The sequence below is a fragment of the Wolbachia endosymbiont (group A) of Tromatobia lineatoria genome, assembly GCF_964028565.1.
Lineage (GTDB): Bacteria > Pseudomonadota > Alphaproteobacteria > Rickettsiales > Anaplasmataceae > Wolbachia > Wolbachia pipientis.
Map to the genome: position 1 here is coordinate 523,199 of NZ_OZ034791.1, position 19,035 is coordinate 542,233.

19 protein-coding genes and 1 tRNA gene are annotated in these 19,035 nt (G+C 35.9%); 17 read left to right on the forward strand and 3 right to left on the reverse strand.

Annotation, left to right across the window (positions count from 1 at the left end; translation table 11 throughout):
- Positions 1–382 precede the first annotated feature (382 nt).
- Positions 383–2,020 (forward strand): methionine--tRNA ligase, encoded by a 1,638-nt coding sequence (gene metG, locus ABWU48_RS02705; protein ID WP_209472839.1) that lies wholly within the window; start codon positions 383–385, stop codon positions 2,018–2,020.
- Between the two features lie 73 nt (positions 2,021–2,093).
- Here metG and ABWU48_RS02710 read toward each other — a convergent pair whose 3' ends face one another.
- Together ABWU48_RS02710 and ABWU48_RS02715 are read right to left on the reverse strand one after the other, a co-directional pair.
- Complete coding sequence (locus ABWU48_RS02710) at positions 2,094–3,194, reverse strand: hypothetical protein (RefSeq protein ID WP_353288489.1); 1,101 nt, start codon at positions 3,192–3,194, stop codon at positions 2,094–2,096.
- A gap of 169 nt (positions 3,195–3,363) precedes the next feature.
- Entirely contained in the window at positions 3,364–4,815 is a 1,452-nt protein-coding gene (locus ABWU48_RS02715) for a replicative DNA helicase (protein ID WP_015589094.1), read from the reverse strand.
- Positions 4,816–4,929: 114 nt separating this feature from the next.
- Here ABWU48_RS02715 and ABWU48_RS02720 point away from each other — a divergent pair.
- The 4 genes from ABWU48_RS02720 to ABWU48_RS02735 all read left to right on the forward strand — a co-directional run bounded on the left by ABWU48_RS02720 (position 4,930) and on the right by ABWU48_RS02735 (position 7,569).
- A tRNA-Leu gene (locus ABWU48_RS02720) sits at positions 4,930–5,012 on the forward strand.
- Between the two features lie 24 nt (positions 5,013–5,036).
- Positions 5,037–5,633, forward strand: a complete 597-nt coding sequence (locus ABWU48_RS02725; RefSeq protein WP_190321214.1) for an RDD family protein — start codon at positions 5,037–5,039, stop codon at positions 5,631–5,633.
- An 810-nt stretch (positions 5,634–6,443) separates the two neighbouring features.
- Positions 6,444–7,118: a RadC family protein gene (gene radC / locus ABWU48_RS02730; protein ID WP_010962534.1), complete on the forward strand. Its 675-nt coding sequence runs from the start codon at positions 6,444–6,446 to the stop codon at positions 7,116–7,118.
- Between the two features lie 160 nt (positions 7,119–7,278).
- A complete protein-coding gene (locus ABWU48_RS02735) occupies positions 7,279–7,569 on the forward strand; it encodes a GIY-YIG nuclease family protein (RefSeq protein WP_353288490.1) in 291 nt (96 codons plus the stop codon).
- A gap of 324 nt (positions 7,570–7,893) precedes the next feature.
- Here ABWU48_RS02735 and ABWU48_RS02740 read toward each other — a convergent pair whose 3' ends face one another.
- Positions 7,894–11,115, reverse strand: coding sequence for a UvrD-helicase domain-containing protein (locus tag ABWU48_RS02740; RefSeq protein ID WP_264705721.1), 3,222 nt, complete (start codon positions 11,113–11,115; stop codon positions 7,894–7,896).
- An 81-nt stretch (positions 11,116–11,196) separates the two neighbouring features.
- On the opposite strand from ABWU48_RS02740, the gene ABWU48_RS02745 reads away from it, so the two are divergent.
- The 12 genes from ABWU48_RS02745 to ABWU48_RS02800 all read left to right on the forward strand — a co-directional run bounded on the left by ABWU48_RS02745 (position 11,197) and on the right by ABWU48_RS02800 (position 18,897).
- Positions 11,197–12,063 carry a 4-(cytidine 5'-diphospho)-2-C-methyl-D-erythritol kinase gene (locus ABWU48_RS02745; protein ID WP_209472850.1) on the forward strand — a complete coding sequence of 289 codons (867 nt, stop codon included), beginning with the start codon at positions 11,197–11,199 and terminating at the stop codon, positions 12,061–12,063.
- 3 nt (positions 12,064–12,066) lie between these two features.
- The gene (locus tag ABWU48_RS02750; protein ID WP_209472851.1) at positions 12,067–12,423 is read left to right on the forward strand and encodes an Mth938-like domain-containing protein; all 357 of its coding nucleotides are present in this window, start codon (positions 12,067–12,069) and stop codon (positions 12,421–12,423) included.
- 1 nt (position 12,424) lies between these two features.
- Positions 12,425–13,225, forward strand: a complete 801-nt coding sequence (locus ABWU48_RS02755; protein WP_010962536.1) for a metal ABC transporter permease — start codon at positions 12,425–12,427, stop codon at positions 13,223–13,225.
- 131 nt (positions 13,226–13,356) lie between these two features.
- Positions 13,357–13,536, forward strand: a complete 180-nt coding sequence (locus ABWU48_RS02760) for a hypothetical protein (RefSeq protein ID WP_010082539.1) — start codon at positions 13,357–13,359, stop codon at positions 13,534–13,536.
- 5 nt (positions 13,537–13,541) lie between these two features.
- Positions 13,542–14,534: a DNA polymerase III subunit delta gene (gene holA, locus ABWU48_RS02765; RefSeq protein WP_265042721.1), complete on the forward strand. Its 993-nt coding sequence runs from the start codon at positions 13,542–13,544 to the stop codon at positions 14,532–14,534.
- A gap of 169 nt (positions 14,535–14,703) precedes the next feature.
- Entirely contained in the window at positions 14,704–15,750 is a 1,047-nt protein-coding gene (locus tag ABWU48_RS02770) for a Fic family protein (RefSeq protein WP_010082541.1), read from the forward strand.
- 484 nt (positions 15,751–16,234) lie between these two features.
- On the forward strand, positions 16,235–17,020 hold the full coding sequence (gene dapB, locus ABWU48_RS02775; RefSeq protein WP_010962542.1) for a 4-hydroxy-tetrahydrodipicolinate reductase: 786 nt from the start codon (positions 16,235–16,237) through the stop codon (positions 17,018–17,020).
- Positions 17,017–17,775, forward strand: coding sequence for a phosphate ABC transporter ATP-binding protein PstB (pstB, locus tag ABWU48_RS02780; protein WP_353288491.1), 759 nt, complete (start codon positions 17,017–17,019; stop codon positions 17,773–17,775). Before dapB ends, pstB begins: the two co-directional genes overlap by 4 nt.
- Positions 17,776–17,853: 78 nt before the next feature.
- Positions 17,854–18,156, forward strand: a complete 303-nt coding sequence (locus ABWU48_RS02785; RefSeq protein WP_151807816.1) for a transposase — start codon at positions 17,854–17,856, stop codon at positions 18,154–18,156.
- A gap of 122 nt (positions 18,157–18,278) precedes the next feature.
- Complete coding sequence (locus tag ABWU48_RS02790) at positions 18,279–18,575, forward strand: IS3 family transposase (protein ID WP_353288512.1); 297 nt, start codon at positions 18,279–18,281, stop codon at positions 18,573–18,575.
- 3 nt (positions 18,576–18,578) lie between these two features.
- Positions 18,579–18,740 carry a DDE-type integrase/transposase/recombinase gene (locus ABWU48_RS02795; RefSeq protein ID WP_010082071.1) on the forward strand — a complete coding sequence of 54 codons (162 nt, stop codon included), beginning with the start codon at positions 18,579–18,581 and terminating at the stop codon, positions 18,738–18,740.
- A complete protein-coding gene (locus tag ABWU48_RS02800; RefSeq protein WP_084741697.1) occupies positions 18,733–18,897 on the forward strand; it encodes an IS3 family transposase in 165 nt (54 codons plus the stop codon). The genes ABWU48_RS02795 and ABWU48_RS02800 overlap by 8 nt, the downstream gene beginning before the upstream one ends.
- Positions 18,898–19,035: the final 138 nt, after the last annotated feature.

Sequence of the window (19,035 nt, forward strand, 5' to 3'; positions counted from 1 at the left end):
TCAGCTTGGGACGGTTAGGTTATACAATCTTCTAAACGAGGTAGCCCAAAAAGAACTCCATCAATGGTTTTACCATTTCCCCCAAAACCATGCTTTCAAACGGGCATTTATAGCACCATTGATTGTTTCGGTTATAGCTGCAGAAGCGCTTCTTCATAACACTATACCCAAAGAACATAAAATAAAGAGGGAGTTTCTTTTTGGTTTTACAGATTTTATCTGTTCTGGGCTTCCAATAATCATGCCTGATTGTTTCTTATTTTAATAAAATTTCAGTAAATAGCTTTTTTCAAAAATTATGCTTAACCCAATCAATATTTATTTATTACTGCCTTTTTAATACTATAATTAACTCAGTTGATTTTTATCAAAATGCTAAACCATGGAACAATTCGAGAACTTTTACATCACCACGCCAGTATATTACGTAAACGATAAGCCGCATATTGGTCATGCATACACTTCTCTCTTGTGTGACGTGGTGGCAAGGTTCATGAAACTAGCTGGGAAAAATGTCAAATTTACCACCGGTACAGATGAACATGGACAAAAAATAGAAAAAGCAGCTAAAGCAAAGGAAATGCAGCCAAAAGAATTTACAGATGAAGTGAGCGTTTCATTTAAAGAATTGGCTAAGTTCATGAATTTTGAGTATGACGATTTTATTCGCACTACGGAGGAACGTCACAAAAAAGCAGTTATAGCTTTATGGAATAGACTTGAAGAGAGAGGGCAAATATATTTGGATTCCTATTCGGGTTGGTATTCAGTTCGTGATGAAGCATTTTATCAGGAGTCAGAGCTGATAGATGGCAAAGCACCAACAGGTGCTGAGGTCCAGTGGATAAAAGAAGAGAGTTACTTTTTTCGCTTATCAAACTGGCAAGAAAAATTACTGGAACTCTATAAAAATCAGCCAAGTTTTATCTTTCCTGAGAGCAGAAGAAATGAAGTGATATCGTTTGTAAGATCAGGGCTCATTGACCTCTCAATCTCTCGCACTAGTTTTAACTGGGGAATAAAAGTACCAGGTAATGACAAACACGTAATCTATGTCTGGATAGATGCATTAACCAATTATCTTACATCAATAGGTTTCCCTAGTACTGAAGGTGAGGAATATAAGAGGTTTTGGGCAGAACCAGAAACACAGATTCCAGTGTCAAGCACTGGAATGACACCAAACCAAGGGAAAACGCAGATTCCAGTGTCAAGCGCTGCAAACCTAGCTGACAACTCTTTCAACGTTCATGTAATCGGTAAAGACATATTGCGCTTTCATGCTGTATATTGGCCAGCGATTCTCCTTGCAGCAGACCTGCCACTGCCAAAACAAATTGCAGTTCATGGTTGGTGGTTGAACGAGGGAGAGAAAATATCCAAGTCCCTTGGTAATGTCATAGATCCAATTGGCCTCGCTCAAGAGTTTGGTGTTGATCAGCTACGCTATTTTCTCCTCAGGGAAGCAAGCTTCGGCCAGGATGGTAACTTTAGTAAGAAAAATATGATCAGCCGGATAAATTCAGAACTGGCAAACAACATAGGCAATTTAGTACAAAGAACAATTTCATTTTTACACAAGCAATGTTCTGGAATTGTACCAACAATCGATCAAAGCCTACTTAAAGGTGAAGAAAGTTTGCCAAATTGCAAAGCTATACTAGGTCAAGTGATAGACCATTTATCAAAGTATGAATTTAACCATATCATACTTCTAATCATCAACATCTCTTCTGAAGCAAATGCCTACATAGACAAAAGTGCACCCTGGACACTAAGCAAAACTGACAGAGAGCGCATGAATTTAGTAATTTACAAGTTACTGGAATATATCAGGATAATAGGCATTTTATTGCAGCCAATTGTCCCGAGGTCAGCGGAAATGATACTTGATCAACTGCAAATCCCGAAAGAGCAACAAGATTTAAAATCTCTGTGCAACGCATGCGTAAGCTTAGGCATTACGCTGCCTAAACCTACGCCGGTTTTTTTGAGGGTTGATGCTAAAGAGGAGAAATAGTGTAAAAACTATTTCTCCTGGATGGGATTATCTTTAGTTAACAACGGTGCACACCGCTGTCTACATATTCAAGTTAGGTGGCAAGTGCCTTAGTTACTTTAGCAAAATATGGTTTAGTAACATCAGCATCTATCACTACTACTTCAGTCATTGCCGACTTAACCTTTCCTAGGCTCCATGCAAACCAGCCTTGACCATTTTCTTCTTTAGTTGGCTGACTTTCTGGGCTAGAAATCTCAGTACCTTTTTCATCACCAGATTCTGCATCATAAAATACATCCTGATCCTCAGAAAGACTCATTAAATAACTTTTAGCAGCATCAACATTTAAATGATCAGGTTGCTTAGGAACGTTATCAATATTTAAATAATCCAAACTATTAGCTCGTTGCTTTTGCTCACTGGAAAGAACCTCAAGATTTAAATAATCCAAACGAGTTAGTTCTTGCATGCTAGGTTTAGATCCATCTTCACGCTTAAACTGCTCTTCCGGACTAGAAACCTTAGTACCATAAATCCTACTGTACAAGCTGCTTCCAACGCTGTTAAGTGCTCCTCTTACAGATGCAATTGACGCATCATAAGTATTTTTCAAGCCACCTCCAATACCACTAAGTGTTCCTTTTGTAGACTCAGTTGATGGCACATAATTATCGTAAGCATATTTGCCAGAATACAAGACACCATTAACTGCTTCTTTTGCAAACCAAACAGCGCTATTAACTGTTCCTTTTGCAAGCTGAACAGTGCCATCAGCAATTGCCACTTTTAATTTGTCTTCTTCTATCTTTTTATTTTTTTCAGCTAGTTGAGTTTTTTGCTCAGAACTTTTCTGCTTTTGAGTGCGTACTTGATCTTTTAACTTAGAATTTTCTTCCTCTTGAGCTTCTACTTTATTTTTTAACTTAGAATTTTCTTCCTCTTTAGCTTTTACTTCCGCTTCTTTTTTAGCTAGTTGAGTTTTTTGCCCAGAAATTGTTTGCTCTTGAGCTTTCATTTTATTTTTTAACTCAGAATTTGTTTTGTTCTCACTAATTGCTTTATACGAAAGTGCAATAGTTACAACAGAAAACACAGCATAACCAATAATAAATGGCAGGCCAACACTTAATGCTGCAACTGGAGCTAAGAAACCAATATAAGGAGCTGCAGCAAACACTCCCGATGCTAACAAAGTTGCAGTAGCCAGAGCACCAGCTATAAGATAGGTACATTGTTTTTATTCATCATCTCACGTATTATAAAATATAATACCATTAGAAAAGGATTTTTAAGAAGTTGTCAAGCTATCTTTACATAAAAAAATAATTGATAAACTTGGGAACAAGAAGATTGCTGCCAAGCTATGAACTATGCCTTTCCGTGTAATCTTTAAATGCACCTCTGTTAGAGTCAAAATATAGCTTCACACTGCCAATTGGTCCATTTCTCTGCTTTGCAATAATGAGCTCTGCAATGTTTCTAATTTTTTCCATTTTCTCTTGCCATTCCCGATGTTTATTGTTTCCTTCATTTGGCTGTTTTCTTAGTTCATAATACTCTTCTCTATAGAGAAACATTACTATATCTGCGTCTTGCTCTATGCTCCCTGAATCACGTAAATCAGAAAGTTGTGGTTTTTTATCATCCCTCTGCTCAACAGAACGAGAGAGCTGAGATAGTGCAACAATGGGAATATTTAGCTCCTTTGCAATTGCTTTCAAACCCTGCGTCACTTCCGAGATTTCTTGCACTCTATTTTCATTACTCCTTTTTGTTGTTCCTCTGATTAGCTGCAAATAATCAATGAATACCACTTCTACATTATATAATTGATACAGCAAGCGTATTCTGGTGCGAAGGGCACTAATTGATAGCGCAGGGGTGTCATCTATGATGAAAGGCAGTTCAGATAATTCTGTACTAGTATTGATAAATTCATGCAATTCAAAATCACTAATTCTCCCGGTTAATGCCTTATAATAACTAATTCCTGAATCTATAGTGATCAGCCTTGCAGTTAATTGCTCTGCTGACATTTCAAGCGAGAAAAACGCTACATAGTGTTGCTTATCTGCTCTTTTTTGCAACATCTTACAAGCATTAAGTGCGATGTTTAGCGCCAATGCTGTTTTACCCATAGAAGGCCTTGCAGCTAAAATTAATAAATCAGATTTTTGTAGACCACCAAGAAGCTGATTTAGATCTTGAAGTCCGGTTGTAACGCCTAGCGCTTCTGGATTATTTTTCAGTGTGCTGATCTTCTCAACTACATCTTTAATTGAACTTGCAAGTTTTATATATGTTTTCTCACCTTGTTTTTTTACTGCCAAATTGAACAATTTTGTCATTGCTTGTTCAATTTGCGCCTGTGCAGGATTTTCAATATCGTAGTTGTAGCTATCACCAACTATTTCTTGCCCGAGCTTAATTAAACATCTCCTTAAGTAAGTATCACGGATTATTCTAGTCAAACTATAAATATCAAGTGCAATACTTGCCTTCGCTGCAAGCTTTGCTAAGTACTCTACCCCACCACACTCGGTAAATGCTTGGTCGTTTTCAAAAAACATTTTAAGGCTCAGTTCATTGGCAACTATGCCATGTTTTCTGGTTTTAGATATTTGCGTAAAAATACTTTGATGCAGTGGATCATAGAAATTTTCTGCTGTAATTGTGTCTTCAACTGCATCACAGATTCTATTATCACGAATCATTGCACCAATAAGCATCTGTTCAGCTTCTAAATTATGCGGTAATTTACATATTTCCTTGTCTACACTTCTTGAACTGAGGAGATTGGCTAATTCATTCATTTTAAGTTTTGAGAGTAACTGTTGATTATTGTAGAATATTTAGTCCTCATTTGAAAGATGTAAAGGCAAAAAAATTTGACTAATTCCGTGTTGCCTATAGCATTAAAACTTAATGCCCCTGTGGTGGAATGGTAGACACGGCAGACTCAAAATCTGTTGCTTGCAAAAGCATGCTGGTTCAAGTCCGGCCAGGGGCACGTTAAATATTGGAAAGTATATATATGTTACATAAATTTTTTAATCGTTTATTTTCTATTTTTTCTTCTATAAATGTTATTCAAAAGGTAAAGAAAGATGAAAATGGGATATGTTATGTAACGGGCCTCAGGCGCTATATATCAGTATTGCTTGATTTAATTATTATCGTTTTGTTCTTGCAGTTTTGCAGCCAAGCCTTTAATCAGCTCTTTACAAACTCAGAGGATAGCAAAATATTCAGCCAAGTTGCTGCAAAATCCCCAATGCAAGTGCCACTTTCTATAGAAGAAAAGGCAATGCAGAGTAGACTTGTAAAATTAATGATTCTAAATCAAATAGTCCAGTTTATTATGCTCTTTTGCTATGTAATATATATGTGGGTAAAGTTTGCTACTACACCTGGAAAACTATTATTTGGGCTTAGAGTTGTGGATGCACAAACTTTCGAAAAGATGACCCTAAAACAAGCAACAAAGAGATTTTTTTCCTTTATATTGTCAGTTGCACCATTGTTCTTGGGCTTTTTATGGTCAAATTTCAACAAACGCTGTCAAACTTGGCACGATAAGATCGCAGGCACAGTGGTTGTCACGAGTAAAAGCCTTAGAAGGCAGAGCTAAAAACTACTTGACACCCTTCGCCAGCCCCTTTATCATGATAGTGAAGGTATTCAGTTATCTTCATCTGTGCAGATTAAACAGCAAGAAAACAACGTAGTTGGCGTCTTATTTTTAATTTTTTGCACTATGTGCACCTTATGTCTTCACAACATTTCTGGGTTTTTACCTATATAAGCTGAAACGCGCTTATAAGTCGTTTAAGACAGTATAGTACGCCAATTTGCAGGATTAGAGAGTGACAACTAGCTAACGCGGGGTTTCTTTTGCCTTTTTTTCTGCTTAGTAAATTTCTTAAACATTTAAACTAAGGTGAGTTGCGTTTAAAAGCAGCTAAATTGCAGTGTTTAAGATTTAAAAAACGCCAAATACTGAAAATAGACAATGACTAGGGCTTCTTTTGCCTTTTTTTTCATTTGGTAAATTTCTTAATGTTTGTAGCTAAACGACAACCGTCATCCCTGTAAAGATCAAGTATCCCGCTACTTGTTAGCGGGACCTAGAGATACCGCGAATGAATCGCGGTATGACGGTTCACGGTGGCATGACGGTTAAGTAATTCGTCATCCCGCTACTTGTTAGCGGGATCTCTTGTTAGCGGATGAGATACCGCGAATGAATCGCGGTATGACGGTCTGCGGCGGTATGATGGTCTGCGGCGGTATGACGTAGAGCTCGCGTCAGCTACTTTCATGACACCATTTGCTGTCTTTAAAAATGAATGTTCTTACAATTGTGCGTCATGCGCTTTATTAAATATTTTACTTAAAAATCTAATTTCTTATTATACAAGAGATAAGCAATTCATTGATGATGAAAAATTACAAAAAGGGGCATAGAAAGCGCCTAAGAGAGAAAATTATTTTAGATAATGGACAATCATTACTTGATTATGAAGTTTTAGAGCACATTTTATATTCAGCATATAGTAGAATTGATGTAAAACCGGTGGCAAAGAGTTTGATAGAAAGTTTTGGCAGCTTAAATAAAGTTTTTAATGCTGACCTGGAAGCGCTGCAAAACGTTGATGATGTCAGCAATGCAGCGATATCTGCCATCTTTTGTGTAAAACAAGCCTTTGTTCGTTCTGCAAGAGAAGAAATAAAAAACCTGCCTGTAATCGATAACTGGGAAAAATTGCTTGATTATTTAAGAATAAGTATAGGAAGCCTCAATAAGGAAAATTTTCGTGTCATCTATATGAATAAAAAGTATCGTCTAATAGCGGAAGACTTGCAAAATATTGGTACAGTAGATCAAACTCCTCTTTATGTCAGAGAGATCATCAAGCGCGCACTTTTGATTGGTTCAACATCCATTGTAATATCTCACAATCATCCAAGCGGAGATACACAACCTTCAAATAGCGATATATCTCTCACTAGACAACTAGCAGAAGCTTGCCAAAGTATAGGAATAGAATTAATAGACCACATTATTATTACATTCAGTAGCTATTTTAGTTTCAAGGAAAATAGGTTGTTGTGAAAGCCTTTATAGCTACAGTAACTTAGATTTACCGACAATCGTCATTCCGCTACGTGTTAGCGGGATCTATCCGCGGTGGTATGACGGTAAGTTTTATTGTGGTATGATGGTGTAGTATAATGTTGGTAAACCTCAGTTACTTTAGCTATAAACGATTAAGATGAAGTTATCATATATCTATATACTTACAAATAAAGCTAATAGCACATTATATACTGGTGTAACTGCAAATTTGATCAAGAGGATTTGGGAACACAAAAACAAAATTGTTTCAGGTTTTACATCAAGATATAATGTAAATAAACTTGTATATTTTGAAGAGTTTGAAGATATAAGTTTAGCTATTGCAAGAGAAAGGCGCCTGAAAGAATGGCCAAGGCAGTGGAAAATTAATTTGATCAATCAAAAGAATCCTAGCTGGATTGACTTATATTACTTAGCTTTAAGATAGCTATGCTGAGATCCCGCTAACACGTAGCGGGATGACGAGAAAGGAGCAGCAGGATAACGGTTGAGTAATTCGTCATCCCGCTACTTGTTAGTGGCTGAGATACCGCGGCGGTATGACGGTTTGCGGTGGTATGACAGTTAAGTAATTCGTCATCCCGCTACTTGTTAGCGGGATCTATCCGCAGCGGTATGACGTAGGACTGCTGTCATTCCGCTACGTGTTAGCGGCTGAGATACCGCGAATGAATCGCGGTATGACGGTCTGCGGCGGGATGACGGTTCGCGGTGGTATGACGTAGCAGCTATTTCTTGCAATCAAGTTTCGTTAAAAGTCAGATTGAATGGTTAAATCTTCCACCCAAATAACCACGCACTCTACTTGCTTGTTTGGATATATTTCTTGTACTAAGGTTTTATAGATTAACATCTGTTTTTTTATTTCATTTAATAAGGAAACAGAAACGTTACGGTGTGATTTGTAGTCAATTATGATTGCTTTATCTTGCGTTATGCATAGCCTATCTAGTCGTACTAATACTGACTTGCCATCAATTGTTCCACTCAGTGTAATCTCTGATTTGCCTTCCAAGTCAAACAAATAGCCATATTTTTCATTAAAGGCTAATATTTTACTGTAAATTTCATCCTTATCTTCGCTGATGTTATCAAGGTATTTTCTGACCCAATTTTTTCTCCTTTCTTTTTCTATCTTGGGCATATACTGCAATATGCTGTGAATAATCAGGCCTCTTGCATAACCATCCGTCATCCAAGTAGCTGACACTGGGATCCATTCTGCTCCTTCTTTTTCACTGGATTCCAGCGTCACGCGCTGGGATGACACCGAAGAGTGGGCTAAAGCTGGTGGAAGGGAAATGACCGGAACGTCAAAGTAATCACGTTTTTTATAAATGTAAGGGTAGTTTGCATTCACGCATAATACTTCAACTTTTTCTTTAAATATTGGCCGTAAACCCCTTTGTTTCTTTTCATATGGTTCTCCATACTTAGTGATTAGATCATACCAAGAGCCCTTTTGCACTGGCTCTTTACTTAAGATGTATAACTCATCTTCAGCACGCGTGAGTGCTACGTATAATAAACGCAAATATTCATTATAATCCTCTAGTTTTTTCTCTCTTTTTACTTGATCGCAATAAGCGTTGTTGTTTTTTCCACACCAAAATGGCACTTCTGTTCCATCAAAGATAATGCTTTCACTGTTTCTTGGCACTGTGTTTGTATCAACCAAAAATACTATGGGAGCTTGCAGACCTTTTGATTTGTGAATTGTCATTATTCGCACAGCATTGCGTTCTGATTGCATATCATTCTTAATCTCCGGATTATTCTCCTTGATCCATTGAACAAACGCTTGAAGAGATGGGTTTTCAAATTGCAACACGAGGTTCATAAATTCGTCTAGGACCTCAAAGCACTCAAGACCTAGCCTTGCAGCAAATTTCTTCTTACCTGTACGCAATATATGTGTAAATAGTGCAAGAGGAGACTCTATGCGAGATAAGTTAATGAGATAGTTTAATTCACTATAGATAACCACAGAATAATCCTGAATTCTTTCCCATAGTGAATGCTCTTTACGGTCGTATGCAATGTTAAATAAATCATCCTCGGTAAAATTAAATAGCGGTGATTTTAAAGCATTTGCAAGAGCTAAATCATTTGCCTGGAGGAGTAAAAATTCGGCCAAAGCTATTAAGTCCTGCACGGCTATATAGTCCATAATTCTAAAATAATCCCGGCCTACAACTGGCACATTTGCTTTTTTAAGTTCGCTTATTATGTAATCAACTAACACGTTTCGTTGTCGCACCAAAATCATAATGTCTCTTGGCTCTATATGGCGATCTTTAGCGACTAAAATTCGCCCTTCATTTAACCAATTGTGAATTCTGTTAGCTATTGTTTGAGCAAGTAATCGATCTGCTATTGTATAACCTTCCTTGCATGTCAGAGGAATTTGTAAAGCTCGCTGTTCTTTCTCTTTGCGCCTTGGTAACGCTGGCCAAATTTCAATATATCCTTGGTCATTTTCTCTATGTGGAACATGTTTTATTTCATTATCATTAAAAGATATTTCTGCGCGGAAGTTATTAAATATTCTATCTACAAGCATCAAAACTTCTGGAGTTGAGCGAAATGACTTTTCAAGTTGGCATGATATCCAATCTCTACCACCAGTTTTCGTATGAAAGTATTGTTGCATATAGTTGAATAGATGGGGATTTGCTCCTTGAAATCTGTATATGGATTGTTTTACGTCACCAACAACAAATAAGGTTCGCTTTTCATCATTACCGGCAAAAAATTCATCGCAGAGATTTGTTATAATTTTCCACTGGCTGATGCTATTGTCTTGTGCCTCGTCAACAAGGATGTGATCTATTTTTTGATCCAAGTTAAACAATATCCAATCTTTATAGTTTGGATTGCTAAGAAGATTTGTTGCTAAGTTGATTATATCATTGTAGTCAAGCAGTGCATTTTTTGATTTTTCACTATTATACAAATCAACATATACTTTAAATACACCAAGTAAGCTACTGGTTCTCTTGAATATTTGATAAGAGTTCATGTCTCTTATATGGGTAAATACTACATTCTGAACGCTCTCTATTATTTGCTCTGCATCTTTGAATTTCTCCAAAATACTTTTTGTTGCAATGGATGATATGCTCTTTTTTTCGTGCGATTCTGATTTTAAAAAGACCTTGGCTAGGTTTTCTACTTTAGTGTCATTCCAGCGCGTGACGCTGGTTCTTTTCTTCTGGATCCCAGCTGGGATGACAGTAGAATAAAGTATTTCACTATAACTCTGATCTCTTTTACTGCCTTCACTTAATATCTCGGCTAGTCTTTCCACGTGCTCAATTGTTTCACTCTGTAAGTCATGAATTTCATCTGGGGCGCTCAATTTATCTTTGATATATTTCGAATCATTTGCTGACGCTGATCTTTTTACACATAAAGTATAAAGCAAATCGCGTAGTTTATTTTCATCAATTTCAGTTGCAATAAGGTTGATATCATCCTGCACAGTTTCGTTATGAAGCACTTTATTGAATATGATGGAATGTAATTCTTTACATTCACTCAGCGTCCAATTTGGAGCAATGCCAGCTTCTATAGGAAAGCTGGAGATTAATTTGTAACAGAAAGCGTGTATGGTTTGTATAGTTAGACCAAGATTTTCCAGTTCAGAGAAAAGCCTTCTTGCTCTTGTTAAATAATCTTTATTTTTTCTGGATCCCAGTGTCACGCACTGGGATGACATTGGAAAGAAATCTAGTTGTTCTAGATCTGCTGCCAACACACTATCTGAACATATTGCCCACTTACTGAGTATGCTGTGAATGCGATTCTCCATTTCGTTTGCTGCAGCATTGGTGAATGTTAAGCAAAGAATATTTCTTTTGTTTTCTAATAAAAGTCTCAATACTCTGTCTATTAAGATTTTTGTTTTGCCTGTACCAGCGGACGCATTTACCCACACAGAGAAATTAGGATTTATGGCATTTGATCTCATCAGAAGTGCGAGAACCTTATAAAAGTTGACTAGAATAGCATTATACATATAATGTAAAAATAGTGTTAGTGAAGATATATAATGAAAAGTTTTTGTGTAAAGGCGCCTGCAAAAATCAATCTTTTTTTGCATGTTGTAGACAAAAAAGAAACAGGGTATCACTTGATTGAAGGTTTATTTGTCTTTGCTAATCTCTCTAATTTTTTGGAAATAAAAGTAGGTGAGAAGGATTCTAGATACGATAACTCTACAGTTGAATTTATAAACTCCGAGTCTAGAATAAATAACCAGTATAACACTGTAATGAAAGCGGTTAATCTGCTGCTTAGGCATGCTCCTGTACGCACTAAAGTCACTGTAAAGGTTGTAAAAAACATACCAATTGCTGCAGGACTTGGTAGCGGATCCTCAGATGCTGGAGCTGTGGTACGTACGCTAGGGAAGCTGTGGGAGATTGATAGGACGATTTTAAATGAAATAGCCTTAAACGTTGGTGCTGATGTTCCCGCAAGCGTAGATAGCAAGCCAGTTTTTGTTAGAGGTATTGGCGAAGAATTATGCCACATTAAAAAATTCTCTTTACCTACAAATGTGGTGCTTGTGAAACCGAAAAAAAGGTTTTTGAGTACACCAGAGGTATTTTCCAAACATGAAGGAAAATTTTCTGAGCCAATTAAATGGAGCGATGACGCTGAAAAGGATTTGTTGAAGTTTCTTAAAGAGACGAGAAACGATCTTCAAGAAATAGCAATAAGCTTTGTACCTGAAATTAAGGATGTGATATCAACACTTGAGTCACAAGAAGGCTCTATACTTTCTCGCATGTCAGGCAGTGGTGTATCATGTTTTGGAATATTCGATAGTGAGGAAAATGCAAAAGCTGCTGCAGTTAATATCGGAAAAAAGCAACCAGAATGGTGGGTATGTGACACTCAATTAATAGTTTGACTTATGCCCTTAATTTCCGAGAATAAAAATCTTATAAATGGTTACAGGGAAGGAAAATTTTTGGTGAATAATAGAGAATATTGCGGCTCAATTATAATTTTTCCTGAAAAGGTGATAAAATTGAAAGAAAGTGATATAAACAGCAAGGAGTATTTTGAATCTTTTTTAACAGAGGAAATAGAAATTTTGTTAATAGGTACTGGTAAAACACGCAATATACTAAGTTCTTCAGTGAAGTCCTATCTTATGGAACAAAAAGGTTTAAATTTTGAATTTATGACAACAGGTTCTGCATGCAGAACCCATAATATTCTGATATCCGAAGATAGATTTGTTGTCAGTTATCTAATAGCCATATAGCATGCTTACCCAGGACTTTTTCATCAATAGTCTAGTTGCAGTAGTTGTAATTAGCCTAGTAACAGGCGCTTTAGGATCGTTTATGATATGGCAAAGGTTATCTTATCTTGGTGATAGTTTGTCCCATTCTTCGTTGCTTGGTGTTGCACTTGCTTTAATCTTTAAGATTAGCCCATCGCTTAGCATAATGCTCATTGCAATTACATTTGCTATACTACTTTCTCTTAATTTTAACAGATTATATTCTGCTGATACGATATTGAACATTGTTACCAATGTAGTTTTATCATCGAGTTTAATACTTATGTCTTTTCTTCCATCTGGCAATAATAGTATTATTAGCTCACTGTTTGGTGATATATTAACGCTCGATCAAAGTGATATAGTATTGATTTTTTTAACCTCTGCAGTAGTTACTTTGATATTAATATTTAGATGGCGTTATTGGTTAATGATTTCAATTAATCAAGATTTAGCAGTAGTTGAAAAAATTAATGTTACCTTTGTTAGACTAGAATTTTTAATCACTCTTGCTATATTTATAGCAATTGCTGCCCAACTAATAGGAATATTACTCATTGCTGCATTTTTGCTAATACCAGCAGCATCTGCAAGGCTCATTTCGAAAACTCCAATGCAGATGATTATTGTTGCAACAGTTTTTTCTGTGATCTCTGGGATATCGGGTCTCATGTTATCTGCAAGTTTTGATTTGTTAACTGGACCTGCAATTATACTTGTTGCAGCGGTATATTTAATTATCGCTTATTTTATAAGGCTAGTATTAAGCAGGTTGGCTTAATTTTGATCTCGAATGTTAATAATTTTGTAATATACTCATTATAAAACATCACTATCTTAGCACAAAATAGTTTTTGCTATACTATTATTTATATGCTAATGATAAGTTGTTAATTTTATGGAGTAAGCAATATGAGCGAAGAAGGATTTTTTTCCAAATATATATCTCAACCTGTGAAAAAATTTTATAATTATATTACAGGAAAAACAGAAGAGTCAGATGATGTAGCAGGTGATGTGCATAATATTGCACAAGGAGACTCAGAGTCTTTGGATACTCATGTACAGTCAAATGAGAATGATATCATATAGATAGCATGAGGGTCACACCATCCAAAGTTAAAAAATTCCTAGAGAAACCTGATGCTTTACGTGGTGTGTTAATTCATGGAAGTGATAACAGTAGGGTTGATTTTTATGTACAAGAAATAATTGCTAATTTGGGTGAGTATTCAGTTCAGGTGATGGATTTTGCAATAGTGCATAAGTCACCCAGTTTACTGTTTTCTGAATTGGCAAACGTTTCGATGTTTACCAGCAAAAAATTAATTAAGCTGATAAATGTGAGTGGAGGTATATCCAAGGAGTTAAAAAATGTATTGGATTATAACGCAAGTGGTCATTATGTAATGATGGTAGCAAATGATCTTCCATATAATTCTGCGACTAAAAGTTATATGGAGAGTTCAAAAATTTTTGGTGTGATTGCTTGCTATAAGGACAGCAACAGCAATCTTTATGACATTATATCAAGTTACTTAAAACAAAATGATATAAAATGCACAAATGAGATAATCTACCATTTGCAATCTTACTTTAATCATAGCAAGCTGCCTATATGTTCAGAACTTGAGAAGTTAGTTTTATACTTAGGGGAGAGAAAAGACCTAAAACTTACTGATATAGAATTATGCTTTTCAACTTCCGGCAACGACTATGCTACACTTGATGATCTATGCTCTGCCATAGCAAGTAAAGATATGTCGCGTTTCATTAGAATTTCTGATGCATTGATATCGCAAGAAAATTTTTCACCGATAGCACTAATTCGCATTATATCAAATTATTTCCTACGCCTTGAAAACGTTTTGCTGTCAGTGCAAGGTGGAATGAGTGAGCAGGCTGCGATTGATCAGCTAAGCCCTCCATTGTTTTTTAAACAATTGCAGAGTTTTAAATCTCATTTGAAAAGTTTGCAACTTTCAGAACTTAAGAAGATCTTGGAAAAATTGATAAGCTTAGAAGTTACCTGTAAAAAAACTGATTTAGATCATAAAATGATTTTTCAACATGCACTGACGGGTAGCTGACTACTCGGATCCAGCCTTTCTTATAATTTCATCAAAATGTTGTATTTTAACATAAAATAGCTGCTTTTATGCCTACCAAAATTCATTCTTTAGTGTGTGTCTCACAAGTATTCTTTGCTAATAGGATATTTTCGAATATAATTGAATATAACTAGATAAAAATACAGATATGTTTGACATTTCAAAAATTGTAATAACACCTGAAATGTTAAAATTAGTTGCTGAAATTGATGAATTTAAAGGAGCATGGCAATTGTTTGGTAATTTAGCTCCAGAACGTTTACAAATGCTCAAGAAAATTGCAACAATTGAAAGTATTGGTTCTTCTACTCGTATTGAAGGGGCAAGATTATCAGACCGTGAAGTTGAGCAATTACTATCCAAACTTGATACACGTTCATTTCGTTCTCTAGATGAACGAGAAATAGCCGGATATGCGTATGTGTGTGAAGAAGTATTTCAAAACTTTAACAAGATGCCATTTACAGAAAACACTATAAAACAGTTTCACATCTGGCTTTTACAATTTTCATATAAAGATCAAAGGCACATGGGAGAATATAAAAAATTCCCCAATCATGTTGAAGCGTTTGATGAATCTGGAAAAAGCTTGGGCATAGTTTTTGAAACAGCCTCTCCATTTGAGACAGCAACACAAATGCAAGAACTTATTTATTGGACTAGCCAGCAATTAGAGGTGAAATCGTTACACCCTCTATTAATTATTGGCATTTTTATAGTTACTTTTTTAGCTATTCATCCCTTCCAGGATGGAAATGGCAGATTATCACGCATTCTCACAACTTTCTTGTTACTAAAGTTAGGGTATATCTATGTACCTTACAGTTCCCTTGAAAGTATAATTGAAAGTAATAAGGAGAGTTACTACTTAGCTTTGCGTCGTACTCAACAATCCTTGAAGACGAGCAGCTATGATTTTAATCCATGGCTTATATTCTTTTTAAGGTCACTACAAAAGCAAAAATTTCATCTTGAACAAAAGGTGTCACATGAAAAAGTGTTAAATCTCTATTTACCACCACTTTCTGCTAAAGTATTAGCACTACTCAGCAAACATGGACGTCTTACAATTAAGGATTTGGAAAATATTACTAAAGCAAACTGCAATACCTTAAAGAAGCACGTATCTAATCTCGTAAAGAGTAATCACATCACTCAGCATGGAAAAGGCAAAGCAACCTGGTATGTAATATAGAGCTCAATAGGATATGTATTCATTTTGAATTGTTAAATTATTCAGCTATAGAATATAGATCACAGCTGTACAAACATTGTAGTTTGAGCCCACTAGATCCCAGTGCCCTATTCTTGTCATCCCAGTGCCCAGACACTGGGATCTCATTTTACTTTATAATGATGTCATGAAAGTAGCTGACACTGGGATCCAGAAAACTTAATTTCAACCAAATAATAAAGGCTAGATCCCAGTGTCACGCACTGGGATCCAGAAAAGTTTGCTTGTAAGCAAGCAAACTAGCATAGAAAAACGTTTTCGATGAGATTGCAGAAAGGCTAGATTCCAGACTGGAATGACATCGTTCACTATGTACCATATTGCAATAGTTGTGGTCAAGGCACTGGGATCTGAAATTGCAGTGTTCGTACAGCTATAGAATATAGATCAGAAGTGACAGAGCTTAAAAAAAGGCCTAACATTCTTAATAAACGTAAAAAGCTTTATGAAAATCAGAGTTGGAGTAATAGGCTGCTTAGGCAGAATGGGCAAAAAAATACTCAATGAATTAATTACAAATACCAAAGTGGAAATAGCAGGTGCTGTTGCCCGTTCAGGTAGTAAGTACATAGATTCAGATATTGGACCAATTATAGCCAATCTAGGAATTAAAGTTACAAGTTCTATTAGTGGCATATTTGAGTCATCTGACGTTGTAATAGATTTTACAACTAAAGAATGTATGTTAGACTGCCTTAAAGCAGCTGTAAAATTTAAAACACCGCTGGTTAGTGGCACAACTGGAATAGAAGGTGTCGATTTGAAAGAATATGCTGCTGAAGTTCCAATATTATGGTCAGCAAATATGAGTGTTGGGGTTAATGTGTTGCTGAAATTGGTAAAAAAAGCTGCTGAGCTTTTAGGTAATGAATATGACGTTGAGATTTGGGAAATGCATCATAACTTAAAAAAGGATTCACCATCTGGAACAGCTATAGAACTTGGCAAAACAATTGCTAACGCTTCAAAAGTGGATTTTCAGTCCAATCAATATTTACATAGTGGTTCAAACATAAGGAAAAAGGGGGGAATAGGTTTTGCAGTATCTCGTGGAGGTGGAGTAATAGGAGATCACAGCGTGATGTTTGTTAATTCTGATGAACGGATAGAACTAAACCACAAAGCAATTGATCGCACAACATTTGCTAGAGGAGCTGTTCAAGCAGCAGTATGGCTATACGAAAATAAAAGAGAAATTCCGGGGCTCTATTCAATGCAGGATGTGATATGAGCAATACACGTGCCTCTGTTAAAGATTTAAATCTCTGGTACGGCTCTAAGCAAGTTTTATTCGATATAAATTTGAATATTTATAAAAGAAAAGTTACTACTTTTATCGGACCATCCGGGTGCGGTAAATCAACATTTTTGCGTTGTTTTAATCGTATGAATGACTATGTACCAGGTTGCAAAACTGTTGGTGAATTAGATATCGATGGGCTGGGTGATATATATTCACGCGATATGGATGTTGTACTACTTAGAGCAAAAGTTGGTATGGTATTTCAAAAGCCAAATCCTTTTGCAAAATCAATATATGATAATGTTGCTTGTGGGCCAAAATTGCATGGTATGGCGAAGGATAAGCAAAAATTGAATGAGATGGTGGAAAATAGTTTAACCAAGGTTGGTTTATGGGAAGAATTGAAGGACAGATTGCAAGATAGCGCACTCAATTTATCCGGTGGCCAACAACAGAGGCTATGCATCGCTCGCGCAATTGCAGTGAAGCCAACTATTTTATTAATGGATGAACCGTGCTCTGCTCTTGATCCAATGGCAACCAATGCAATCGAAAATCTTATACAAGAGCTGAAATTAAGATTTACTATAATTATGGTGACTCATTCAATGAAGCAAGCTAAAAAGTTATCTGATAGTGTAATTTTCTTTCATAATGGCAGAATTGTTGAGTCTGGAAGCACTCAAGAAATATTCGAAAATGCTCAATCTCCCTTAACAAAGGAGTATATCCTGGATCATTAAATTTCTGACCTTACCCAGAAAAAGTGGAGAGAAAGAAAAGAGTTTTTTTGGGTAAAATAAAATTTTGGAGGATTAGAAATGGTAAGAGAATATACGGCAGAATTCAAATTGGAAGCTGTTAAGCTGGCAAATGAACAAAGAAAGGTAGGTCAACCAGTTGCAAAAGTAGCAAGAGATCTAGGAATAAGGGATAGTGTATTAGGAAAATGGATGAAGAAATATAACGAAAAAAAGTCAGCGGCAAATGCATTTCCAGGTAGAGGTAACATGGCTCCTTACGACAAAGAGAGGTTTGATTTACAAAGCAAGAGTAACAAGGGAAAGAGACATTTAAAAAAAAGCCCTGGCCAGTCAAAAAGAGTAAAATATTTTTTTATATAGTAACTGCTATAAAGTACAGGAATTATGTAGGATTTTCTGCTAGTGGCTACTATAAGTGGACCACAAGAAAAATAAGCAGTAGAGAATCAGCAAATAAAGAGCTACTCGCAGCTATTCAAAAAATATATCAAGTTTCTAAATGTAGATATGGAGCTCCTAAAATTCATGCTGAATTGAAGGCTTTGGGTAAAAGTTGCAACTTAAAAACAGTGCAAAGTATTATGCAGAAAAATGGTATTCAGGCTATATTGAGAAGAAAATTTAAAATTAAGAAACAACAAACGGACAGTAGAGTCGTAGCTCCCAATATATTAGACCAAAACTTTATTGTTGATCAACCAAATAAAGTATGGGATTACTTACATCAAAACCAAGGAGGGATGGCTATATTTGGCAGCAATAATTCTCACGTATGGTAGTTAATGAGTAGTGCAATAAATAAACAATTGGTTATGAACTCTTTATTAATGGCCATTAATAGGCGTAAACCTGTTAAAAATCTACTGCTGCACAGTGACCAAGGTTCACAATATACTGCGCAAGGGTATCAATATCTCTTAGCTGTAAAGAATATAGATGAGTAATAAAGGCTGTTGTTACGACAATTCTGTTGCAGAAAGCTTCTTTAGCTCATTGAAAAGAGAAATACTTATTGATACTTCACAACACTCTGCTCAACACACTAGAACTGCAATATTTGAATACATAGAAATTTTTTATAACAAACAACGTCACTATTAACTATTGCATTCCAGAACAATTTGATGCATCATTCTTTTTGTAAAAAACATTCCACACTTTCTCTCCACTTTTTCTGGGTAAGGTCACTTTTCCACTGATCATATTTAATCGCCATAACTTTACTCCTACTTTAACAAT